Origin of the sequence: Primorskyibacter flagellatus (assembly GCF_014638275.1) — a bacterium.
Lineage (GTDB): Bacteria > Pseudomonadota > Alphaproteobacteria > Rhodobacterales > Rhodobacteraceae > Pseudooceanicola > Pseudooceanicola flagellatus_A.
Genome location: NZ_BMFJ01000001.1, coordinates 1,957,519 through 1,975,692, shown reverse-complemented (window position 1 = coordinate 1,975,692; position 18,174 = coordinate 1,957,519). Strand labels below are relative to the sequence as shown.

Genomic DNA, 18,174 nt, shown 5'->3' with positions numbered 1-18,174 from the left:
GCAGGCGGGGCCTTTGGCCGTCAGCGTCCCCGGATGCGTGGGTCCAGCGCATCGCGCAGCCCGTCGCCGAGGTAGTTGATCGACAGCACTGTCAACGAGATCGCCACGCCGGGCAGGATCACCCGTTCCGGGTTCTGCTGCATGTAGTCCACCGCATCGTTCAGCAGCCGTCCCCAGGTCGGGAAGTCCGGCGGGAAGCCGAGGCCGAGGAAGGACAGGGCGCTCTCGGTGATGATCGCGTTGGCAATTCCCAGTGTCGCCGACACCACGATCGGAGAGATCACGTTCGGCAGGATATGCCGCAGCACCATCTTGCCATTGGTCGTCCCGATGGAGCGCGCGGCGAGCACGAATTCCCGCTCCTTCAGCGCCAGCACGTCTCCGCGCACGATCCGCGCCGTCGGCATCCAGGAGGTCACGCCGATGGCGACCACGATCAGGATGAAGATCCCTGTCTCGGGGCCGAAGGCGGCGTTCAGCGGTTCGCGGAACAGCAGCACCATGACCAGCAGCAGCGGCAGCAGCGGCAGCGCGAGGAACAGGTCCGTCGTCCGCATCAGCAGGTTGTCGAGCGCGCGGAAATAACCGGCCAGCACCCCGACCAGCGACCCGAGGAACAGCGCAAGCAGCATCGCCGTGATGCCGACCGACATGGACACCTGCCCGCCCGCCATCATCCGTGCCAGCATGTCCCGGCCAAGCTGGTCGGTGCCGAAGGGATGGGTCAGGCTCGGCCCCTTGTTGCGCGCCCGGATGTCGATGAAGGTCGCGTCGATCGGCCAGAAGTAGGGCCCGACAAAGACCACCAGGACGATCAGCAGGAAGACGATCCCGCCCGCCATGGCGCCCTTGTGGTGGCGGAACTGGCTCCAGACCTCGGCCCACTGGCTGCGTGGCGGCCGCGTCGGGGCAGGGGCGGTGAGGACGTTGGCGGCCTGCGTGCCGCCCGGTCCCGGTTCGATCTTGGTATCGTCAGTCATAGCGGATCCGCGGGTCGAGAATGCCGTAAAGCACGTCGGCGATCAGGTTGAAGACCACGATCAGCACGGCAAAGATGAAGGTGAGCGTCTGCACCATCGGCAGGTCGTTGGCCTGGATCGCGGTGATCAGCAGCTGGCCGATCCCGTTCACCTTGAACACCTGCTCGGTGATGATCGCCCCGCCGAAGATCTGCGGGATGCCAAGTGCGATCACCGTCACGACGGGGATCATGGAATTCCGCAGCACATGGCTCAGCACCACGGTCTTTTCGCCCAGCCCCTTGGCCCGCGCCGTGCGCACGTAGTCCTGGTTGAGGTTGTCGAGCATGGAGGCGCGCATGAACCGCGCGATCTGCGCCGTGATCTGCAGCGCCAGCACCATCACCGGCAGGATCATCTGGTTGATCTGCACCATGAAGCTCTGCCAGTCGTTGACCTTGTGGGTGGTGTCGTAGATCGAAGGGAACCAGCCGAGGTTCACCGCGAAGATCACGATCATCAGCACGCCCGAGAAGAACGGCGGGACGGAGAAGCCGATCATCGACACGAAGGTGCCGACGTTGTCGAAGATGGAATACTGGCGATAAGCCGAGTAGACCCCGATCGGCAGCGCGATCAGCACCGCGACCAGATAGGCCGTGCCCACGACCCAGAGCGTCTGCGGAAGCCGCTGGATCACGATGTCCATGACCGGAGAGCGGGTCTGCCAGGACAGGACGCGCAGCTGCCCTTCTGAAAAGGAGGTGCCGAAGATCCAGTCCACCAGGACCTTGGGTTCGACCCAGAAGAACTGGACGATCCATTTCCAGTACTGGATGTACCAGGCATCGCCGAGGCCAAGCGCCTGACGCATCTTTTCCTTCACCTCGGGGGGCACGGTCAGGGGCACCTGCGCCATCGGATCGCCCGGCGCCAGCTGCAGCAGGCCGAAGATCACGAGCGAGATGAACAGAAGGGTGGGAACGGCCAGCACCAGCCGGCGGATCGTGAAGGTCAGCATCGGCCGGCCTCATGCGGGTAGGGGGGGAGGGTCCTGAGAAACACCATCGGGATCCATATTGGGAACGGTCCTTTGCAAACTCACCATAGGGGAAGGCTTTGCAAATAGCGGTCCGGAAAATGCAAAACGCCCCCGCGCAAAGGCACGGGGGCGCAAGGATCAGGCGTTTACTTGATCCGGTACCAGTCGGCTGCGTTCCACAGTTCCGAGTCCCAGGTGTTCAGGACCACGCCGCCAAGCGTGTTGGAATGCGCGGAAACCCGGCCACGGTCGACCAGCGGAACGATGGTGTAGCTTTCCTTGGTCAGCATCTCGTTCAGCTTGATCGCGATCTCGGCACGCTTCTCGATCTCACCGGTCTTGCCAAGCTCTGCCACGAGCGCATCGTACTCTTCGTCGCAGTAACGGTTGATGTTCTCACCCTGCCACTGGCTGGACGGCTTCGGAGCCTTACCGCAGGTGTACTGCGCCAGGTAGGTCTCCGGATCGGTGCCGTCGAAGTTGTTCGCGTACATCTCGACATCCGCGTAGAACTTCTGGAAGGTATCCGGCGAACCCGGGTCGCCGCCGAAGAAGACGGAACCGGCAACGTTGCGCAGTTCGGTCTCGACACCGATTTCGGACCACCACTGCTTGATCAGCGCCTGGAAGTCCTGACGCACGGCGTTGGTCGAGGTCTGGTAGAGCAGCTTGAACTTCATGCCGTCCTTCTCGCGGATGCCGTCGGCGCCCACAGTCCAGCCCGCTTCTTCAAGCAGCGCCTTCGCGCCTTCGATGTCCTGCGTCATGCAGTCCTGGTTGGGCGAGGCATAGATTTCCGGTGCCGGCACCAGGTTGCAGGTCGGACGACCCGCCTGACCATAGCCGATTTCCACCAGCAGGCTGCGGTCGATCGCCATGGACAGCGCCTTGCGCACATTGACGTCCGACAGGATGGGATGCGGATGCGCCGCCGTCGACCGTTCGCCTTCCGGCAGATCCGGGGACGGGTTGGTCATGTTCATCTCGATCCGCTCGACCAGCGTGCCGAAGGCCGAAACCGGGGTGCCCTTGCCGCCCTTCGCCATCTCCGCGATGACTTCCGGTGCCAGCTGCAGGTTCCAGGCATAGTCGAACTCGCCGGTTTCCAGGACCGCACGACCCGCCGCCGCCGCATCGCCGCCGCCTTTGAAGGTCATGGTGGCGAAGGCCGGTTTGGCCGGATCGCGGTAATTCGGGTTGGCCGAGAGCGAGATCACGTCGTTCGGACGGAAATCATCCACGACGAAGGGGCCGGTGCCGATCGGGCCGAAGTTGGCCGAGGTGCATTCCGGGGCCTTCGCGCCCAGGCATTCGGCGAACTGCGCCGCCTGGATGATCGGGGACTGGCCGCCCATGAAGGCGTTGTACGGGTTCGGCTTGGGTTCGGAGAAGTTGACCACGATGGTCAGGTCGTCCGGTGTTTCAACCGAAGCGATGCCCTCGAACTTGGCCAGCTGCGCGCAGCCGCCCTCTGGATGCATGCAGTAGTCGGCGGTGAACTTGACGTCGGCCGAGGTGACCGGCGTGCCGTCGGACCACAGCAGGCCTTCCTTCAGCTTCCAGGTGATGGTCTTCAGGTCTTCGGACACGCCGCCGTTCTCAAGCGTCGGAATTTCTTCTGCGAGATACGGCACCATGTTGCCGTCCTGGTCGAAACGGCCAAGCGGTTCGATGACCAGCGAGGAGGATTCGATGTCCTTGGTCCCGGAGGACAGGTAGGGGTTCAGGATCGACGGCGCCTGCCAGTAGATCACGTTGACGTGGCCATCCGACCCGCGTTCCGCAATGGCGGCGGGCGCCAGTGCGGTAAGCGCAACGGCGCCAAGCAAAAGGGATTTGAGCTTCATTATACACTCCATTGTTGGACTTGCCTCACCGCTTCTGTCGGCGGTACGGCGACTGTCGCAGGGTGGTCCGGACATCAGCCCGGCCGGGCGGCCGGGGCCGCCGCGCATCCCTGCGCATGCGGGCATCGAACCCCCTGTTCGCGCAAAATGCAAGCCTGCTGACAGGTGGACCCGGGGTAAGCTTAGTCGCCCGTTTGACAATTCGGGCAAACCCTCGCTAGCGTCGGGGCGTCATCCCAAGGACGTGGCCCCCCGATGCTCGATCACAGCCCAAGCCCGGACACTGCCGGCAAAGCCCCAATTGCAAGGATCGAGAACCTTCGCGTCTCCTTCCAGACCAAGGACGGAGAGGTCTTTGGCGTCGACGATGTCTCCTTCTCCATCAACCCCGGCGAAACCGTCTGCATCGTGGGCGAATCCGGGTCGGGCAAGTCGGTCTCCTCCCTCTCGCTGATGCGGCTGGTGGAATTCGGCGGCGGCAGGATCGCCGGCGGGCACCTGTTCTTCGATCGCTCCAAGGGCGGAGAGATGGATATTGCCGCAGCGGATCAAAGCCTTATGCGCACGATCCGCGGCAACGAGATCGGCATGATCTTTCAGGAGCCGATGACCGCCCTGAACCCCGTGTTCACCATCGGACGCCAGCTGACCGAGGGTCTGCGCCTGCACATGGATCTCGACAAGGAGGCCGCGAACAAGCGCGCCGTCGAACTCCTGCGCGAAGTCCGCATCCCCGAGCCCGAGCGGCGGATGAAGCAGTACCCACACGAACTTTCCGGCGGCATGCGGCAGCGCGTGGTGATCGCCATGGCGCTCGCCTGCAAGCCGCGCCTGCTGATTGCCGACGAACCCACGACCGCGCTCGACGTCACCATTCAGGCCGAGATTCTCGCCCTGATGAACCGTCTCAAGCGCGAAACCGGCACCGCGGTGATGTTCATCACCCATGACATGGCCGTGGTTGCGCAGATGGCCGACCGGGTGGTCGTCATGTTCCGCGGCAACAAGGTGGAGGAAGGCCCGGTCGCTGAAATATTCAGCAATCCGACCCACGACTACACCAAGGCGCTTCTGGCCGCGGTTCCCAAGCTAGGGGAAATGAAGGGAAAATCCGCGCCGGAGCCGATGAAGCTGCTTGGCGTCGATTCGGGCGCGGTGAAACCGATCCCGGGCACCGACCAGCTGCTGCTGGAGGTGAAGAACCTTACGACCCGTTTCCCGGTAAAGGGCGGCTTCTTCCGCCGCACCGTCGCGCAGGTCCACGCGGTGGAGGATATCTCCTTCTCGATCAACAAGGGTCAGACCCTGTCCCTCGTCGGTGAGTCGGGCTGCGGCAAGTCCTCTGCCGGGCGGTCGATCCTGCGTCTGGTCGAACCCATGTCCGGCGAGGTCCGGCTGGATGGCAAGGACATCATGGCGCTGAACCAGCGCGACCTGCGGCGCGCGCGCGCCGACATGCAGATGATCTTCCAGGATCCCTTCGCCTCCCTGAACCCGCAGATGATGCTGCGCGATCAGGTGGCCGAACCGATGTGGAACTACGCCACCGTGCGCGGGAAGGAGATGGAGGACCGCATCGCCATGCTGTTCGACCGCGTGCACCTGCCGCGCTCCTTCATGCGCCGCTATCCGCACGAACTTTCCGGCGGCCAGCGCCAGCGCGTCGCCATCGCCCGCGCGCTTGCCCTTAACCCCAAGCTGATCGTGGCGGACGAGGCTGTTTCGGCGCTCGACGTGTCCGTGCAGGCGCAGGTGCTCAACCTGATGATGGAGCTTCAGTCCGAACTTGGCCTGTCCTTTCTGTTCATCTCTCACGACATGGCCGTCGTGGAACGGGTCAGCCACCGCGTCGGGGTCATGTACCTTGGCCGCATCGTCGAGATCGGCTCGCGCCAGGCGGTGTTCGAAGACCCCCGCCACCCCTATACCCAGGCCCTGATGAAGGCCGTGCCGATCGCCGACCCCGACCGGCGCAAGCTGGAACATGAACTGAACTTCAAGCCCATCCCTTCGCCGATCCACGGGCTCGACTACACGGCGCAGCCCTCCGAATACCAGCAGGTCGGCGACGACCACTATATCCTGACGACCGACTCCGGCTACTGACATGCCCGCAAGACTGACGCCCTACGAGATCATGGAGAAGCTCGTCAGCTTCCCCACGGTGTCCCGCGATAGCAACCTGCCCCTGATCGACTGGGTGCAGGATTACCTCGACAGCCACGGGGTGAAGACTTACCGCCACCTCCACGCCTCTGAACCCAAGGCCGGGCTCTGGGCCCATGCCGGGCCGATGGAGGAGGGCGGGATCATCCTGTCGGGCCATACCGACGTGGTGCCCGTGGACGGTCAGGACTGGCACTCCGACCCCTTCACCGTGACCGAGAAGGACGGGCGCTACTACGGGCGCGGCTGCTGCGACATGAAGGGCTTTGACGCGCTCGCCATCTGGGCAGTGGCAGAGGCGCAGGCCGCCGGCACCGCGCGCCCCCTGCAGCTTGCCCTCACCTATGACGAGGAGGTCGGGCTGATCGGGGCCGACCCGCTGCTGCGCGATGCCGTGCCCCACTTCCCCCGCGCCGCCGCCGCCATCATCGGCGAACCCACCACCATGCAGGCGGTCACCGGTCACAAGGGCGGCATGGCTTGGGACGTGCATTTCCACGGCTTCGAAATCCATTCCTCCCTGGCCTATCGCGGCGTCTCCGCCATCATGGAGGCCGCCCGCCTGATCCAGTGGGCGAACGAGGTCAACGAACAGAGCGCCGCCGCCACGCCCCCCGCCCATGCGGCCGCCTTCGACCCGCCCTGGTCCAACCTGCACGTCGGCATGATCGAGGGCGGCACCGCCCACAACATCACCGCCAAGGACTGCGAATTCGTCTTCACCATCCGCGTCGTCCCGGGCGACGACCGCGAGGCATGGAAGAAACGCATCTTCGACAAGATCGCAGAGATCGAGGCGGGCATGCAGGCGATCCAGCCGACCGCCCGGATCGAGGTCACGGAACGCTTCGCCGGACCCGGTCTCATGGCCGAACCCGGCGGCGTGGCGGAAACGCTCGTGCGCCAGATCACCGGCGACAACGCTTCCCACGTCGTCAGCTACGGGACGGAGGCCGGGTATTTCCAGGAACACGGTTTCGACGCCGTCGTCTGCGGCCCCGGCGACATCCAGCAGGCGCACCAGCCCGACGAATACATCGAAATCAGCCAGTTCGAGGCGGGCCACGACTTCATGCGCCGCCTGCTGGACCATCTGAAGGCCTGACACATGCCCGTGAAGAACCGCTTCGCAGAGATGCTGCCCGAGATCACCGCTTGGCGGCACGATTTCCACGAGAACCCGGAAATCCTGTACGAGGTGCACCGCACCGCCGGGGTTGTCGCCGAAAAGCTGCGCGCATTTGGCTGTGACGAGGTGGTGGAGGGCATCGGCCGCACCGGCGTCGTCGCGGTCATCAAGGGCACCGGCACCGGTCCCGCCCGCACCCTCGGCCTGCGCGCCGACATGGATGCGCTGCCGATGACGGAAAGGACCGGCCTGCCGCATGCGTCGAAAACCCCCGGCGCGATGCATGCCTGCGGCCACGACGGCCATACCTCCATCCTGCTTGGCGCGGCGAAGTACCTCGCCGAAACCCGCCGTTTCTCCGGTACCGTCGTCCTGATCTTTCAGCCGGCCGAAGAGGGCGGGGCAGGGGCCAAGGCGATGTGCGACGACGGGCTCATGGACCGCTGGAATATCGACGAGGTCTACGGCCTGCACAACATGCCCGGCCTTCCCGCCGGTCACTTCGCCATCCGCCCGGGGGCGCTGCTGGCTTCGGCCGACGAATTCTCCATCACAGTGACGGGGCGCGGCGGACACGCGGCACAGCCCCATGGCACGGTGGACCCGGTGGTGGTCTCCGCCCAGATCATCCTGGCCCTGCAAAGCATCGCCTCGCGCAACGCCGACCCGGTGAAATCGGTCGTGGTGTCGGTCTGCGTGGTGAAACCGGATACGGAGGCGTTCAACATCATCCCGAACGCCGTGCACATGATGGGCACCTTCCGCACGCTCGACCCCGACATGCGCAGCCTGACCGAACGCCGTCTGAAAGAGATCGCGACCGCCACCGCCGAGGCTTTCGACGCGAAGGCGGAGGTCACGGTGAAGAACATCGGCGTCGTTACCATGAACGCCCCGGAGCAGACCGAATTCGCCGCCGACATTGCCGAGGCCGTCTCGGGCCATGTCGACCGCGCCACCCCGCCGATCATGGCCGGAGAGGATTTTTCCTTCATGTTGGAGGAACGCCCTGGCGCCTACATCTTCCTCGGCAACGGTGACACCGCTCCGGTCCACCACCCCGAATACGATTTCAACGACGATGCCATCCCCGCCGGTTGCAGCTGGTTCGCGGAGCTTGTCGAAAAGCGCCTGCCGGCGTGATCCGGCGAATGGAATACCTGCCGGTCTGATCCGGCGAAAAGAAGGACGATCAAGATGCCGGTCAAGAACCGCTTTGCCGAACTGCTGCCTGAGATCACCGAATGGCGGCAGGACATCCACGAGAACCCCGAGATCCTGTTCGACACCGTCCGCACCGCAAAGGTGGTGGAGGACAAGCTGAAGGCCTTCGGCTGTGACGAGGTCGCCACCGGCATCGGCCGCACCGGGGTCGTTGGCGTGATCAAGGGCAAATCCACCGCTTCTGGCAAGGTGATCGGCCTGCGCGCCGACATGGACGCCTTGCCGATCCTGGAAAGCACCGGCCTCGACTATGCGTCAAAAACCCCCGGTGCGATGCATGCCTGCGGCCATGACGGCCACACCGCGATGCTTCTCGGCGCGGCCAAGTATCTGGCGGAGACGCGGAATTTCGACGGTACGGTCGTGGTGATCTTCCAGCCCGCAGAGGAAGGCGGCGGCGGCGGCAAGGAGATGTGCCAGGACGGCATGATGGACCGCTTCGGTATCCAGGAGGTCTACGGCATGCACAACTGGCCCGGCATCCCCACGGGGCAGTTCGCGATCCGCCCCGGCGGCTTCTTCGCCTCCACCGACCAGTTCGAGATTCGCATCGTCGGCAAGGGCGGCCACGCGGCCCAGCCCAACAAGACCGTCGATCCGATCGTGACGACCTCTTCCCTCGTCACCGCGCTGCAGTCCGTCGCCTCGCGCAACGTGGACCCGATCGAACAGATCGTGATCTCCGTCTGCTCCATCGAAAGCTCGTCCAAGGCCTTCAACGTCATCCCCGACGCGGTGACCATCAAGGGCACCATCCGCACCATGTCGAAGGAGACCCGCGCCCTCGCCGAAACCCGGCTCAAGGCCATCGCGACCTCCACCTGCACGGCCTTCGGTGCCACGGCCGACATACGCTGGATCCCCGGCTACCCCGCCATGGTGAATTCCGAGGAACAGACCGAATTCGCCGCCTCCGTCGCGACGGAAGTCTCGGGCGCCTGCGAGCTCGCCGACCTGACCATGGGCGGAGAGGACTTTGCCTACATGCTGGAGGAACGACCCGGCGCCTACATCCTCGTCGGCAACGGAGACAGCGCCAACGTCCACACGCCGGAATACAACTTCAACGACGAGGCGATCCCCGCCGGTTGTTCCTGGTGGGCCGGACTGGCGGAACGGCGCATGCCCGCGGCCTGATCCCGGCGGGGTCGGGCAGGGGGGCTTTGCCCCCCGGCGCTGCGCGCCGCCCCCCAGGATATTTGCGAAACCAAAGAGCCGGGGCCGGTCACCCTTTTGCGAGCAGGTTCCGGTAGATCGCGACCAGGGCCGCGGCCTCGTCCTCGATCCGGAAGCGTGACAGGGCCTGTGCCCGCGCCTTCCGGCCCAGGGCGGCGAGGGCCGCGCGGTCGGACAGCAGCGCATCGGCGGCCCGGGTCATCCCCGGAATGTCATCCGGCGCAACCAGCGCCCCGGTTTCGCCGTCGCTCACCAGTTCCTCGAATGCGCCGACGCGGGTGGCGAGAACCGGCACGCCGCAGGACATGGCCTCCAGCGGAGTAAGGCCGAAGCCCTCCCATCTCTGCGGCGCGATGTAGAGGTCGAGCGCGCGGTACCAGTCGGCCATCTCCCAGACCGGGACCTCGGGCTTGAACAGCAGCCGGTCCGCATGGCCCCGCGCGGCGATCCGCGCCTTCAGCTCCCGCTCGAACCCCTGATGTTTCTCCGTCGCGCGGCCCATGACCACGCCGACGAGGTCCGGGTCGCGATCCATCCGGTGAAGCAGCGCCTCGACAAAGACATCGGTGCCCTTCTGCGCCCGTATCCGCCCGTAGCAGCCCGCGATCACCGCCCCCTCCGGCAGCCCGAGACGGCGGCGCAGCGCCGCGCGGTCCTCGGACGGAGAGAACTGATCCGTGTCGATGCCATGCAGGATCACCACCGCGTCCCGTTCCAGATAGGCGGCGGTCCGGGCAGAGGTCGCGACCACCGCCTCCATCCGCCGGATCAGCCATTTCGTCAGCCCGGTGTGCTCGCGCTGCGAGGCGGAGGTGAACATCAGCCGCAGCCGCTTGCGCAGCAGGTGCTTCAGCGCCAGCCCCGCGATCATTTCCACGTTGCGCCGTGCGTGCCAGACGCGCGCGCCGGACGGCCCCCGCCGGGACATGGTGAGGAGCGAGGCAAGCGGGACCTGCGGCACCTCCTCCGGCAGGGCGGGGGCGGCGGCGGCAATGGCGATCTGCCGCGCCTGCAGCGGCACCAGCCGCACCACGGTCGAGGTCACGCCCGAAAGGCGCCGCTTGAAATTCGGCGCGATCACGTCGATCCCGTTTATGTCCGGACGGCTGATGTCGGGCCGGGTCATGCGGCGTCCTCCGCCAGCCCGGTCAGCAGCAGGTCCGCAAGGTCGTCGAGCTCCGAGAGCCGCGAACGGGCGAGCGAGGCGGCGACGCTCTTCTGCGCCTGCTGTTCCTCCGGATCGGTCAGCAGAACGGCGACCGCCTCGGCCAGTTCCCTTGCGTTCTTGACCATGCGCACCGCCCCGGCTTCGGCAAAGGCCGCATAGACATCGGCAAAGTTCGCCACCTTCCGTCCCGAGATCAGCGCGCAGTTCATCTGTGCCGGTTCGAACGGGTTGTGCCCTCCGGCACGGCCGAGCGACCCGCCGAGGAAGACGACCGGCGCCAGCTGATACCACAGCCCCATCTCGCCCAGGGTGTCGGCGATGTAGACGTCCGCCCCGTCCGGATCGCGCTGCACCGACCGGCGCACCACGCTCAGCCCCTGTGCGCGGACCAGCGCGGCGACCTCCTCCGCCCGTTCGGGATGGCGCGGCACGAGGATCAGCCGGGCGTCGCGGACCGTCTCGCGCAGCTTCAGATGCGCCTCGATCACCTGCGCCTCCTCTCCCGGATGGGTCGAGGCCGCAACCCAGAGCAGGCCGGACACCGCGTCCTCCATCTCCATGTAGGCGCGTTCGTCCACCGGCAGCGGATCGGACATCGCCTTGAGGTTCGGCCCCCGCGCCACTCGGTCCGGATCCGCGCCAAGCGCCAGCATCCCGTCGAGCGTGCGCTGATCCTGCGTCCGGATCAGCGTGAACAGCCCCAGAAGGAAGCGCGCCGTCGCATCGAACCGGCCCCAGTTCTTCAGCGTCGCGGCCGACATGCGGGCGTTCAGCAGCGCCAGCGGCACCCCCGCCCGATGCGTCGCGACCAGCATCTGCGGCCAGAGTTCGCTTTCCACGAAGATCGCCGCGTCGGGTCGCCAGTGGCCGAGGAACCGCGACAGCGCATCCCGCCGGTCGAGCGGGGCGAACTGGTGGCGGCAGCCCGCAGGCATCCGCTTGTCGAGTATCTCCGCCGAGGACGCGGTGCCCGAGGTGATGAGAACCTCGGCCCCCGGTTCGCGCTCCATCATCCGCCGGGCGAGCGCGAGGACCGACAGACTTTCCCCGACGCTGGCGGCATGGAACCAGAACAGCCGCCCCTCCGGCCGGGGCAGGGTGGCATGGCCAAGCCGTTCGCGCTGCCGGGCGGCCGGCACCCCGGCGCGGGCCAGCTTGCGCGACACCCGCAGCCAGATGACCGGCGCGGCAAGCGCGGCCACCATCCGGTAGAAGTGGTAGAAGACAGTGCCTTGCGGCTGCATCAGCCGCCCGTGTGACTCATGTGGCGCGACACCTGGCCATCGGCCCGCTGGCGCGAATAATCGAAATCGTGACCCTTGGGCTTACGCCCGATCGCGGCGCGGATCGCGTTCTCCAGGGGCCCGTCGCTCTCCGACGACCGGAGCGGCGCGCGCAGGTCGGCGACATCCTCCTGACCGAGGCACATGTAAATCTCGCCGGTGCAGGTCACCCGCACCCGGTTGCAGCTTTCGCAGAAATTGTGCGTGAGCGGCGTGATGAAACCGATCTTCTGCCCGGTCTCCTCAACCCGCACGTAGCGTGCGGGGCCGCCTGTCCGTTCCGGCAGATCAGTCAACCTGTACCGCGTCGCGAGGGTGGCGCGCAGGTCGTTCAGCGACCAATACTGCCCGATCCGGTCCTCGTTGCCGAGGTCGCCCATTGGCATCACCTCGATCCAGGTCAGGTCCATGCCCCGGTCGGCGCAGAATTCGGCCAGGGTAAACAGCTCGTCCTCGTTGAATCCCTTCAGCGCGACCGCGTTCAGCTTCACCTTCAGGCCAACCGCCAGTGCCTTGTCGATCCCGCGCAGCACCTGCGGAAGGCGGCCCCATCTCGTCACCCGCGCGAACTTGGCCTCGTCCAGGGTGTCGAGCGATACGTTCACCCGCCGTACCCCGGCCGCGTAAAGATCTCCCGCGAACCGTTCCAGCTGTGACCCGTTGGTGGTCAGCGTCAGTTCCTTCAGCGCGCCCGAGTCGAGATGCCGCGACATCGACCGGAAGAAGGTCAGGATATCGCGCCGCACCAGCGGCTCCCCGCCGGTGATCCGCAGCTTCTCGACCCCGAGCCGCACGAAGGCCGAACACATGCGGTCCAGTTCCTCCAGCGTCAGCAGCTCCTTCTTCGGCAGGAAGGTCATGTTCTCGGCCATGCAGTAGACGCAGCGGAAATCGCAGCGGTCCGTGACCGAAACACGGAGATAGGTGATCGCGCGCGCGAAAGGATCGATGAGCGGGGCCGTCATGGTCGGAACTTAAGCCGGGGAAAGGGGCGCGGCAAGGGCGGAAGGGGCGGGGACTTGGTTCCGCCCGCCGAACGCGCGGTGACGCCGCCATGCATTGACCTTGTCGCGATACCCTCCATGATCGGCGGCATGAGACTCCTTGCCGTCACCGCCCTGATCCTCCTGTCCGCCTGCGCCGGGCTCAAACGCCCCGCCGGCCTGCCGGAGGCCACGCCGACCGGACCCGTGGCACAACCCGCCGCGATCCGCCCGCCCGACCGGCCGGGAGAACTCCCGGCACCCGCCGCCGCTCCAACCGCAGCCGCGACGGCACCCGCGACCGGCACGCTTGGCACCACCGTCGCCTCGCTCGATGCGTCAGAACCCGGTCTCTGGCTGCGCACGCCGCTGGTAAAGGCCCGCGCGCCCGGCTCGGTCGCCTATCAGGGAAGGACCGTTACCGCCGACCTGATCCCGCTGGATGGACCCGCGACAGCCGGATCCCGTGCCTCCCTGCAACTGATGCAGGCGCTCGGCGCGCCGCTGACCGCGCTGCCCGAGGTCACCGTCAGCCGCTAAAGGTATTTCGCCGCTTCCTTGCGCGCGAACCCCTTCATCGCGGCCCCATGTTCAGCCAGAAAATCGCGCACCCGCGCCCCGTCATGCTTGGAGAGGTCACGCAGCCACCAGGCCACGGCCTTCTGGATGAACCACTCCGGGTCCGCGACGTATTCCGCCGCCCAGCCCAGAACCCGCTCCCGCGCGCGGCGTTCCTCCGGCGACGGGTGGTTCGACTTGGTCAGCGGCAGGGTCATAACCAGCGCCGCCCGTTTCGTCCAAAGATGCCCTGAGGTGGTCCACTCCTCCACCACGTCCAGCCGTGTCAGGTCCGCCATGATCCGGCGGTTGCCGGCCTCGCAGACGTGATCCGCCACAGCCCAGCCATCGAACTGCGGCACCCAGGAACAGATCAGGTCCCAGACCGCCGCGTCCTCCCGGATGCGCGCCTGCACCAGCATCTTCGCCGCAACGACCCGCGCCTCGTGAATGTCGCTGTCCCAGAGACCCCGCGCCAGCGCAACCCGCTCCGGCACATCCAGCCCCTGCCGCAACCCCTTGGCCACGTCGTTCAGCACCGGGTTGGCGACGCCCAGATAGACCCGTTCCGCCTTGTGGTAGCGGGCCATCTCCGCTGCCTTGCCGGGATCGGCCCCCGCCGTCAGGTCCGCGATGACCGCCTCCGGGGTCACTCCACCGTCACCGACTTCGCCAGGTTTCTCGGCTGGTCCACGTCCGTGCCCTTGGCCACGGCGGTGTGATAGGCCAGAAGCTGCGCCGGAATGGCATAGAGGATCGGGGCCAGCAGGTCCTCCACCCCCGGCATCTCGATACTGCGCCACAGCCCCTCACCGGCAACGCCCAGACCGGCACGATCCGACACCAGCAGCACCTTGCCCGCCCGCGCCATGACCTCCTGCATGTTGGAGATGCTCTTCTCGAACAGCGCGTCCCGCGGGGCCAGCACCACCACCGGCACGTTCTGGTCGATCAGCGCGATCGGCCCGTGTTTCAGTTCCCCGCTGGCATAGGCCTCCGCGTGGATATAGCTGATTTCCTTCAGCTTCAGCGCCCCTTCCAGCGCCAGGGGATACATCTGCCCCCGCCCTAGGAAGAGCACGTCCCGCGCCTCCGCCAGTTCCTGCGCGACCGCCTCGATCACCGGCTCCGCGTCGAGCGCGAGGTTGATGCGTGCAGGCAGGCCGCGCATTGCCGACACCAGGTCCGCCTGCCGGTCCGCGCTCAGCAGCCCCCGCTGCCGCGCCGCCTCCATCGCGGTGACGAACAGCACCAGCAGCTGGCAGGAGAACGCCTTGGTCGAGGCCACGCCGATCTCTGTCCCCGCAAGGATCGGCAGCGCCACGTCGCTCTCCCGCGCGATGGAGCTTTCGGTGACGTTCACGACCGAAACGATCCGGTCGGCCTTGCCCTTGCAGTAGCGCAGCGCGGCGAGCGTGTCCGCCGTCTCGCCCGACTGGCTGACGAACAGCGCCAGCGTACCCGGGCCGACCGGCGGCTCCCTGTACCGGAATTCCGACGCCACATCGACCTCGACCGGGATCCCGGCAAGCTTTTCGATCCAGTATTTCGCGGTCAGGCAGGCGTAGAAGGCCGTCCCGCAGGCCACCAGGACCATCCGCGAAACCCCGGTGAAATCAACCTGGTCCGAAGGGAACCTGATCTCGCTCTGCCCCGCGCCGAAGTAATGACCGATGGCCTCGGAAATCACCTGCGGCTGCTCCGCGATCTCCTTGGCCATGAAATGCTTGTGCCCGGCCTTGTCGACCCGCGTCGCATCGGTCTTGATCTGCTTCATCTCCCGTTTCGCCAGCGCGCCCGAGGCATCGCGGATCTCGACCGAGGTGCGTGTGACCACCGCCATGTCACCTTCTTCGAGATAGGTGATCCGGTCCGTCAGCGGGGCCAGCGCAATTGCGTCCGACCCGACATAGTTCTCGCCGTCCCCGTGCCCGATGGCGAGCGGAGAGCCCTTGCGGGCGGCGATCATCAGATCCTCCTCGCCCTCGAACAGGAAGGCGAGCGCGAAGGCCCCCTCCAGCCGCTTGACGGTCCGTTCCACCGCGTCGCGCGGGCAGTCGCCGCGCGACATGTAGTGCTCCACCATCAGGGCGATCGTCTCGGAGTCGGTCTCCGTCGCCGGCATGACGCCCAGGTCCCGCAGTTCGGCGCGGAATTCGCGGTAGTTCTCGATGATCCCGTTGTGCACCACGGCGACCGGCCCGGCCTTGTGGGGATGGGCGTTGCGGGTGGAGGGTTCGCCATGCGTCGCCCACCTTGTGTGTCCGATCCCCGATTTCCCGGCGAGCGGTTCGTGCACCAGCAGATCCGACAGGTTCACCAGCTTGCCGACCGCGCGGCGGCGGTCCAGCACACCGTCATGCACCGTGGCAATCCCGGCGCTGTCATAGCCGCGGTATTCCAGCCGTTTGAGGGCTTCGACAAGGAAGGGGGCGGCCTCATGGCTGCCCAGGTACCCGATAATTCCACACATTTACTGCGCCCCTTGATCTTTTTTCTGTTTCTGCGCCTTCAGCATTTCGAACAGTTTTCGCGCCAGCCCCGGCTTCGTCACCTGACGCGCCCTCCCGATGGCCAGCGCGCCCGGTTCCACGTCCTGCGTGATGACGGACCCGGACCCGGTCATTGCGTCATCCCCGACGGACACCGGCGCAACCAGCATGGTGGAGGACCCGATGAAGGCCCGCGCACCGATCCGGGTCGTGTGCTTCATGACGCCGTCGTAGTTGCAGGTGACCGTGCCCGCGCCGATGTTGGCATCCTCACCGACCTCGGCGTCGCCGACATAGGTGAGATGGTTGATCTTGGCCCCGCGATCCACCCGTGACGCCTTGATTTCCACGAAGTTTCCGACCCTTACGTCTTCGGCCAGTTCCGCGCCGGGACGCAGGCGGGCATAGGGTCCGACCACCGCGCCGCGGCTGACATGGCAGCCCTCGAGGTGCGAGAACGCCCGGATTTGCGCCTCGGACTCCACGCTCGCGCCCGGGCCGAAGACCACGTTCGGCTCCACCACCGTGTCGCGGCCCACCACCGTGTCGAAGGCGAAGAACACCGTCTCGGGCGCCACCAGCGTGACCCCGTCCTCCAGCGCCTCCGCCCGCATGCGTTCCTGGAAAAGCCGTTCCGCACCAGCCAGTTCCGCGCGGGAATTGATGCCAAGTGTCTCCGCCTCCGCGCAGGTCACCGCCCCGGCCGACAACCCGCGTTCCCGCGCCAGCCCCACGATGTCGGTCAGATAGTATTCGCCCGCGGCATTATCGTTGCCCACCCCGTCGATCAGGTCGAACAGGACGGAGGCCTTCGCCGCGACCACGCCCGAATTGCAAAGCGTTATGGACCGCTCCTCATCCGTGGCATCCTTGAATTCGACGATCCGTTCCAGCGTCTCGCCCGCCATCACGAGCCGGCCATATCGCCCCGGATCCGCCGCCTCGAACCCCAGCACGACGACGTCATGCACCGCCCGCGCCGCCTGCATCCGTTCCAGCGTCTCGGGCCGGATGAAGGGCGTGTCGCCGTAAAGCACGATCACATCGCCGTCGAACCCCGCCAGAGCGCCCTTCGCCTGTGCCACCGCATGCGCCGTGCCAAGCCGGTCTTCCTGGACCACGATCTCCACGCCCGGCTGATAGTCCACCGCCGCACGCGCCACTGCCTCGCCGCCGTGGCCGGTCACCACGACGATGCGCGCAGGCTCCAGCACCTCGCCCGAGCGGATCGCATGCACCAGCATCGGCGCGCCGCCGATCGGATGCAGCACCTTGGGCAGGTCGGAGTTCATCCGCGTCCCTTGCCCCGCCGCCAGAATGACGAGTGCCATGCTCATGTGCCATGCCTCTGCATTGTTTTTCGCTGCGGCCCGTTTTATCCGGATGACGCTGTTTCGCAAGGGCGGGCCAGATCAACTTGGGTTTCGGCCCGTTACAATCGAAAGGCCCCCCATGGCGACCCCGGCAACCATCGTTTTCGACCTCGACGGCACGCTTGCCGATACCAGCGGGGACCTTCTGGCCGCCGCCAATGCCTGCCTCGCCGCCTACGGCCCGGGTGCTTGCCTGACAGAGGCCGACGCCGGCACCGCGCTGCGCGGCGGGCGGGCGATGCTGCGGCTTGGCCTCGGCCGGATCGCCGAGGTGGACGAGAGGGAGGTGGACCGGCTCTACCCCAGCCTGCTTGACGCCTACGCCGGCGCCATCGCCGTGCATACCCGCCTCTATCCAGGCGCGATGGAGGCCATCGCCGCCCTGAAGTCCGACGGCCACACCGTCGCCATCTGCACCAACAAGCCCGAAGGCCTCGCCCGCGTCCTGCTGACCGAACTCGGCGTGATCTCCGAATTCGCCTCGCTGATCGGGGCCGACACGCTGCCGGTGCGCAAGCCCGATCCCGAACCCCTGCGCGAGGCCGTGCGCCGCGCAAACGGCGACCCCGCCCGCGCCTGCCTGATCGGCGACAGCGACACCGACCGCATCACCGCGCGCGCCGCCGGGATGCCCTCCGTCCTTGTCACCTTCGGCCCGTCCGGAGAGGACATGGCCGCGCTCGCCCCCGAGGCGCTGCTGCACCGCTACGACGATCTGCCTGCGACCGTCGCCCGCCTCTGGTCCTGATCCGTCACCAAACATTCGCTTGACCC

General features: G+C 66.5%; 15 protein-coding genes. 6 read left to right on the top strand and 9 right to left on the bottom strand.

Going from position 1 to position 18,174, the window contains the following annotated elements; genetic code table 11:
- Nucleotides 1-20 precede the first annotated feature (20 nt).
- The 3 genes from IEV87_RS09800 to IEV87_RS09790 form a co-directional block, all read right to left on the bottom strand.
- On the bottom strand, nucleotides 21-980 hold the full coding sequence (locus IEV87_RS09800) for an ABC transporter permease (protein ID WP_188477509.1): 960 nt from the start codon (nucleotides 978-980) through the stop codon (nucleotides 21-23).
- Nucleotides 973-1,980 (bottom strand): ABC transporter permease, encoded by a 1,008-nt coding sequence (locus IEV87_RS09795; protein ID WP_188477508.1) that lies wholly within the window; start codon nucleotides 1,978-1,980, stop codon nucleotides 973-975. The genes IEV87_RS09800 and IEV87_RS09795 overlap by 8 nt, the downstream gene beginning before the upstream one ends.
- 167 nt (nucleotides 1,981-2,147) lie before the next feature.
- Nucleotides 2,148-3,848: a peptide ABC transporter substrate-binding protein gene (locus IEV87_RS09790; protein WP_188477507.1), complete on the bottom strand. Its 1,701-nt coding sequence runs from the start codon at nucleotides 3,846-3,848 to the stop codon at nucleotides 2,148-2,150.
- Between the two features lie 255 nt (nucleotides 3,849-4,103).
- Between IEV87_RS09790 and IEV87_RS09785 the strand changes: the two genes are divergently transcribed.
- Genes IEV87_RS09785 through IEV87_RS09770 form a run of 4 tightly spaced genes read left to right on the top strand, consistent with a single transcriptional unit; the run spans nucleotide 4,104 to nucleotide 9,504 of the window.
- Nucleotides 4,104-5,954 (top strand): ABC transporter ATP-binding protein, encoded by a 1,851-nt coding sequence (locus IEV87_RS09785; RefSeq protein ID WP_188477506.1) that lies wholly within the window; start codon nucleotides 4,104-4,106, stop codon nucleotides 5,952-5,954.
- 1 nt (nucleotide 5,955) lies between these two features.
- Nucleotides 5,956-7,119 (top strand): acetylornithine deacetylase, encoded by a 1,164-nt coding sequence (argE, locus tag IEV87_RS09780; protein ID WP_188477505.1) that lies wholly within the window; start codon nucleotides 5,956-5,958, stop codon nucleotides 7,117-7,119.
- A gap of 3 nt (nucleotides 7,120-7,122) precedes the next feature.
- A complete protein-coding gene (locus IEV87_RS09775; RefSeq protein ID WP_188477504.1) occupies nucleotides 7,123-8,286 on the top strand; it encodes a M20 aminoacylase family protein in 1,164 nt (387 codons plus the stop codon).
- Between the two features lie 54 nt (nucleotides 8,287-8,340).
- On the top strand, nucleotides 8,341-9,504 hold the full coding sequence (locus IEV87_RS09770; protein WP_188477503.1) for a M20 aminoacylase family protein: 1,164 nt from the start codon (nucleotides 8,341-8,343) through the stop codon (nucleotides 9,502-9,504).
- An 88-nt stretch (nucleotides 9,505-9,592) separates the two neighbouring features.
- Here the strand turns inward: IEV87_RS09770 and IEV87_RS09765 are convergent, their stop codons facing one another.
- From IEV87_RS09765 to moaA, 3 genes are read right to left on the bottom strand one after another with little or no spacing between them, the layout of a single operon-like run.
- Nucleotides 9,593-10,669, bottom strand: coding sequence for a glycosyltransferase family 4 protein (locus IEV87_RS09765; protein ID WP_188477502.1), 1,077 nt, complete (start codon nucleotides 10,667-10,669; stop codon nucleotides 9,593-9,595).
- Entirely contained in the window at nucleotides 10,666-11,955 is a 1,290-nt protein-coding gene (locus IEV87_RS09760) for a 3-deoxy-D-manno-octulosonic acid transferase (RefSeq protein ID WP_188477501.1), read from the bottom strand. The genes IEV87_RS09765 and IEV87_RS09760 overlap by 4 nt, the downstream gene beginning before the upstream one ends.
- Entirely contained in the window at nucleotides 11,955-12,959 is a 1,005-nt protein-coding gene (gene moaA, locus IEV87_RS09755) for a GTP 3',8-cyclase MoaA (protein WP_188477500.1), read from the bottom strand. The genes IEV87_RS09760 and moaA overlap by 1 nt, the downstream gene beginning before the upstream one ends.
- Before the next feature lie 129 nt (nucleotides 12,960-13,088).
- On the opposite strand from moaA, the gene IEV87_RS09750 reads away from it, so the two are divergent.
- Nucleotides 13,089-13,517: a hypothetical protein gene (locus IEV87_RS09750; protein WP_229737512.1), complete on the top strand. Its 429-nt coding sequence runs from the start codon at nucleotides 13,089-13,091 to the stop codon at nucleotides 13,515-13,517.
- On the opposite strand, the gene IEV87_RS09745 is transcribed toward IEV87_RS09750, so the two are convergent.
- Genes IEV87_RS09745 through glmU form a run of 3 tightly spaced genes read right to left on the bottom strand, consistent with a single transcriptional unit; the run spans nucleotide 13,514 to nucleotide 17,364 of the window.
- Entirely contained in the window at nucleotides 13,514-14,188 is a 675-nt protein-coding gene (locus IEV87_RS09745) for a DNA alkylation repair protein (protein ID WP_188477498.1), read from the bottom strand. The two genes, IEV87_RS09750 and IEV87_RS09745, sit on opposite strands and share 4 nt — an antisense overlap.
- Nucleotides 14,185-16,008 carry a glutamine--fructose-6-phosphate transaminase (isomerizing) gene (glmS, locus tag IEV87_RS09740; protein ID WP_188477497.1) on the bottom strand — a complete coding sequence of 608 codons (1,824 nt, stop codon included), beginning with the start codon at nucleotides 16,006-16,008 and terminating at the stop codon, nucleotides 14,185-14,187. Before glmS ends, IEV87_RS09745 begins: the two co-directional genes overlap by 4 nt.
- Nucleotides 16,009-17,364 carry a bifunctional UDP-N-acetylglucosamine diphosphorylase/glucosamine-1-phosphate N-acetyltransferase GlmU gene (gene glmU, locus IEV87_RS09735; RefSeq protein ID WP_188477496.1) on the bottom strand — a complete coding sequence of 452 codons (1,356 nt, stop codon included), beginning with the start codon at nucleotides 17,362-17,364 and terminating at the stop codon, nucleotides 16,009-16,011.
- A 115-nt stretch (nucleotides 17,365-17,479) separates the two neighbouring features.
- On the opposite strand from glmU, the gene IEV87_RS09730 reads away from it, so the two are divergent.
- On the top strand, nucleotides 17,480-18,148 hold the full coding sequence (locus IEV87_RS09730) for an HAD-IA family hydrolase (RefSeq protein ID WP_188477495.1): 669 nt from the start codon (nucleotides 17,480-17,482) through the stop codon (nucleotides 18,146-18,148).
- Nucleotides 18,149-18,174 lie beyond the last annotated feature (26 nt).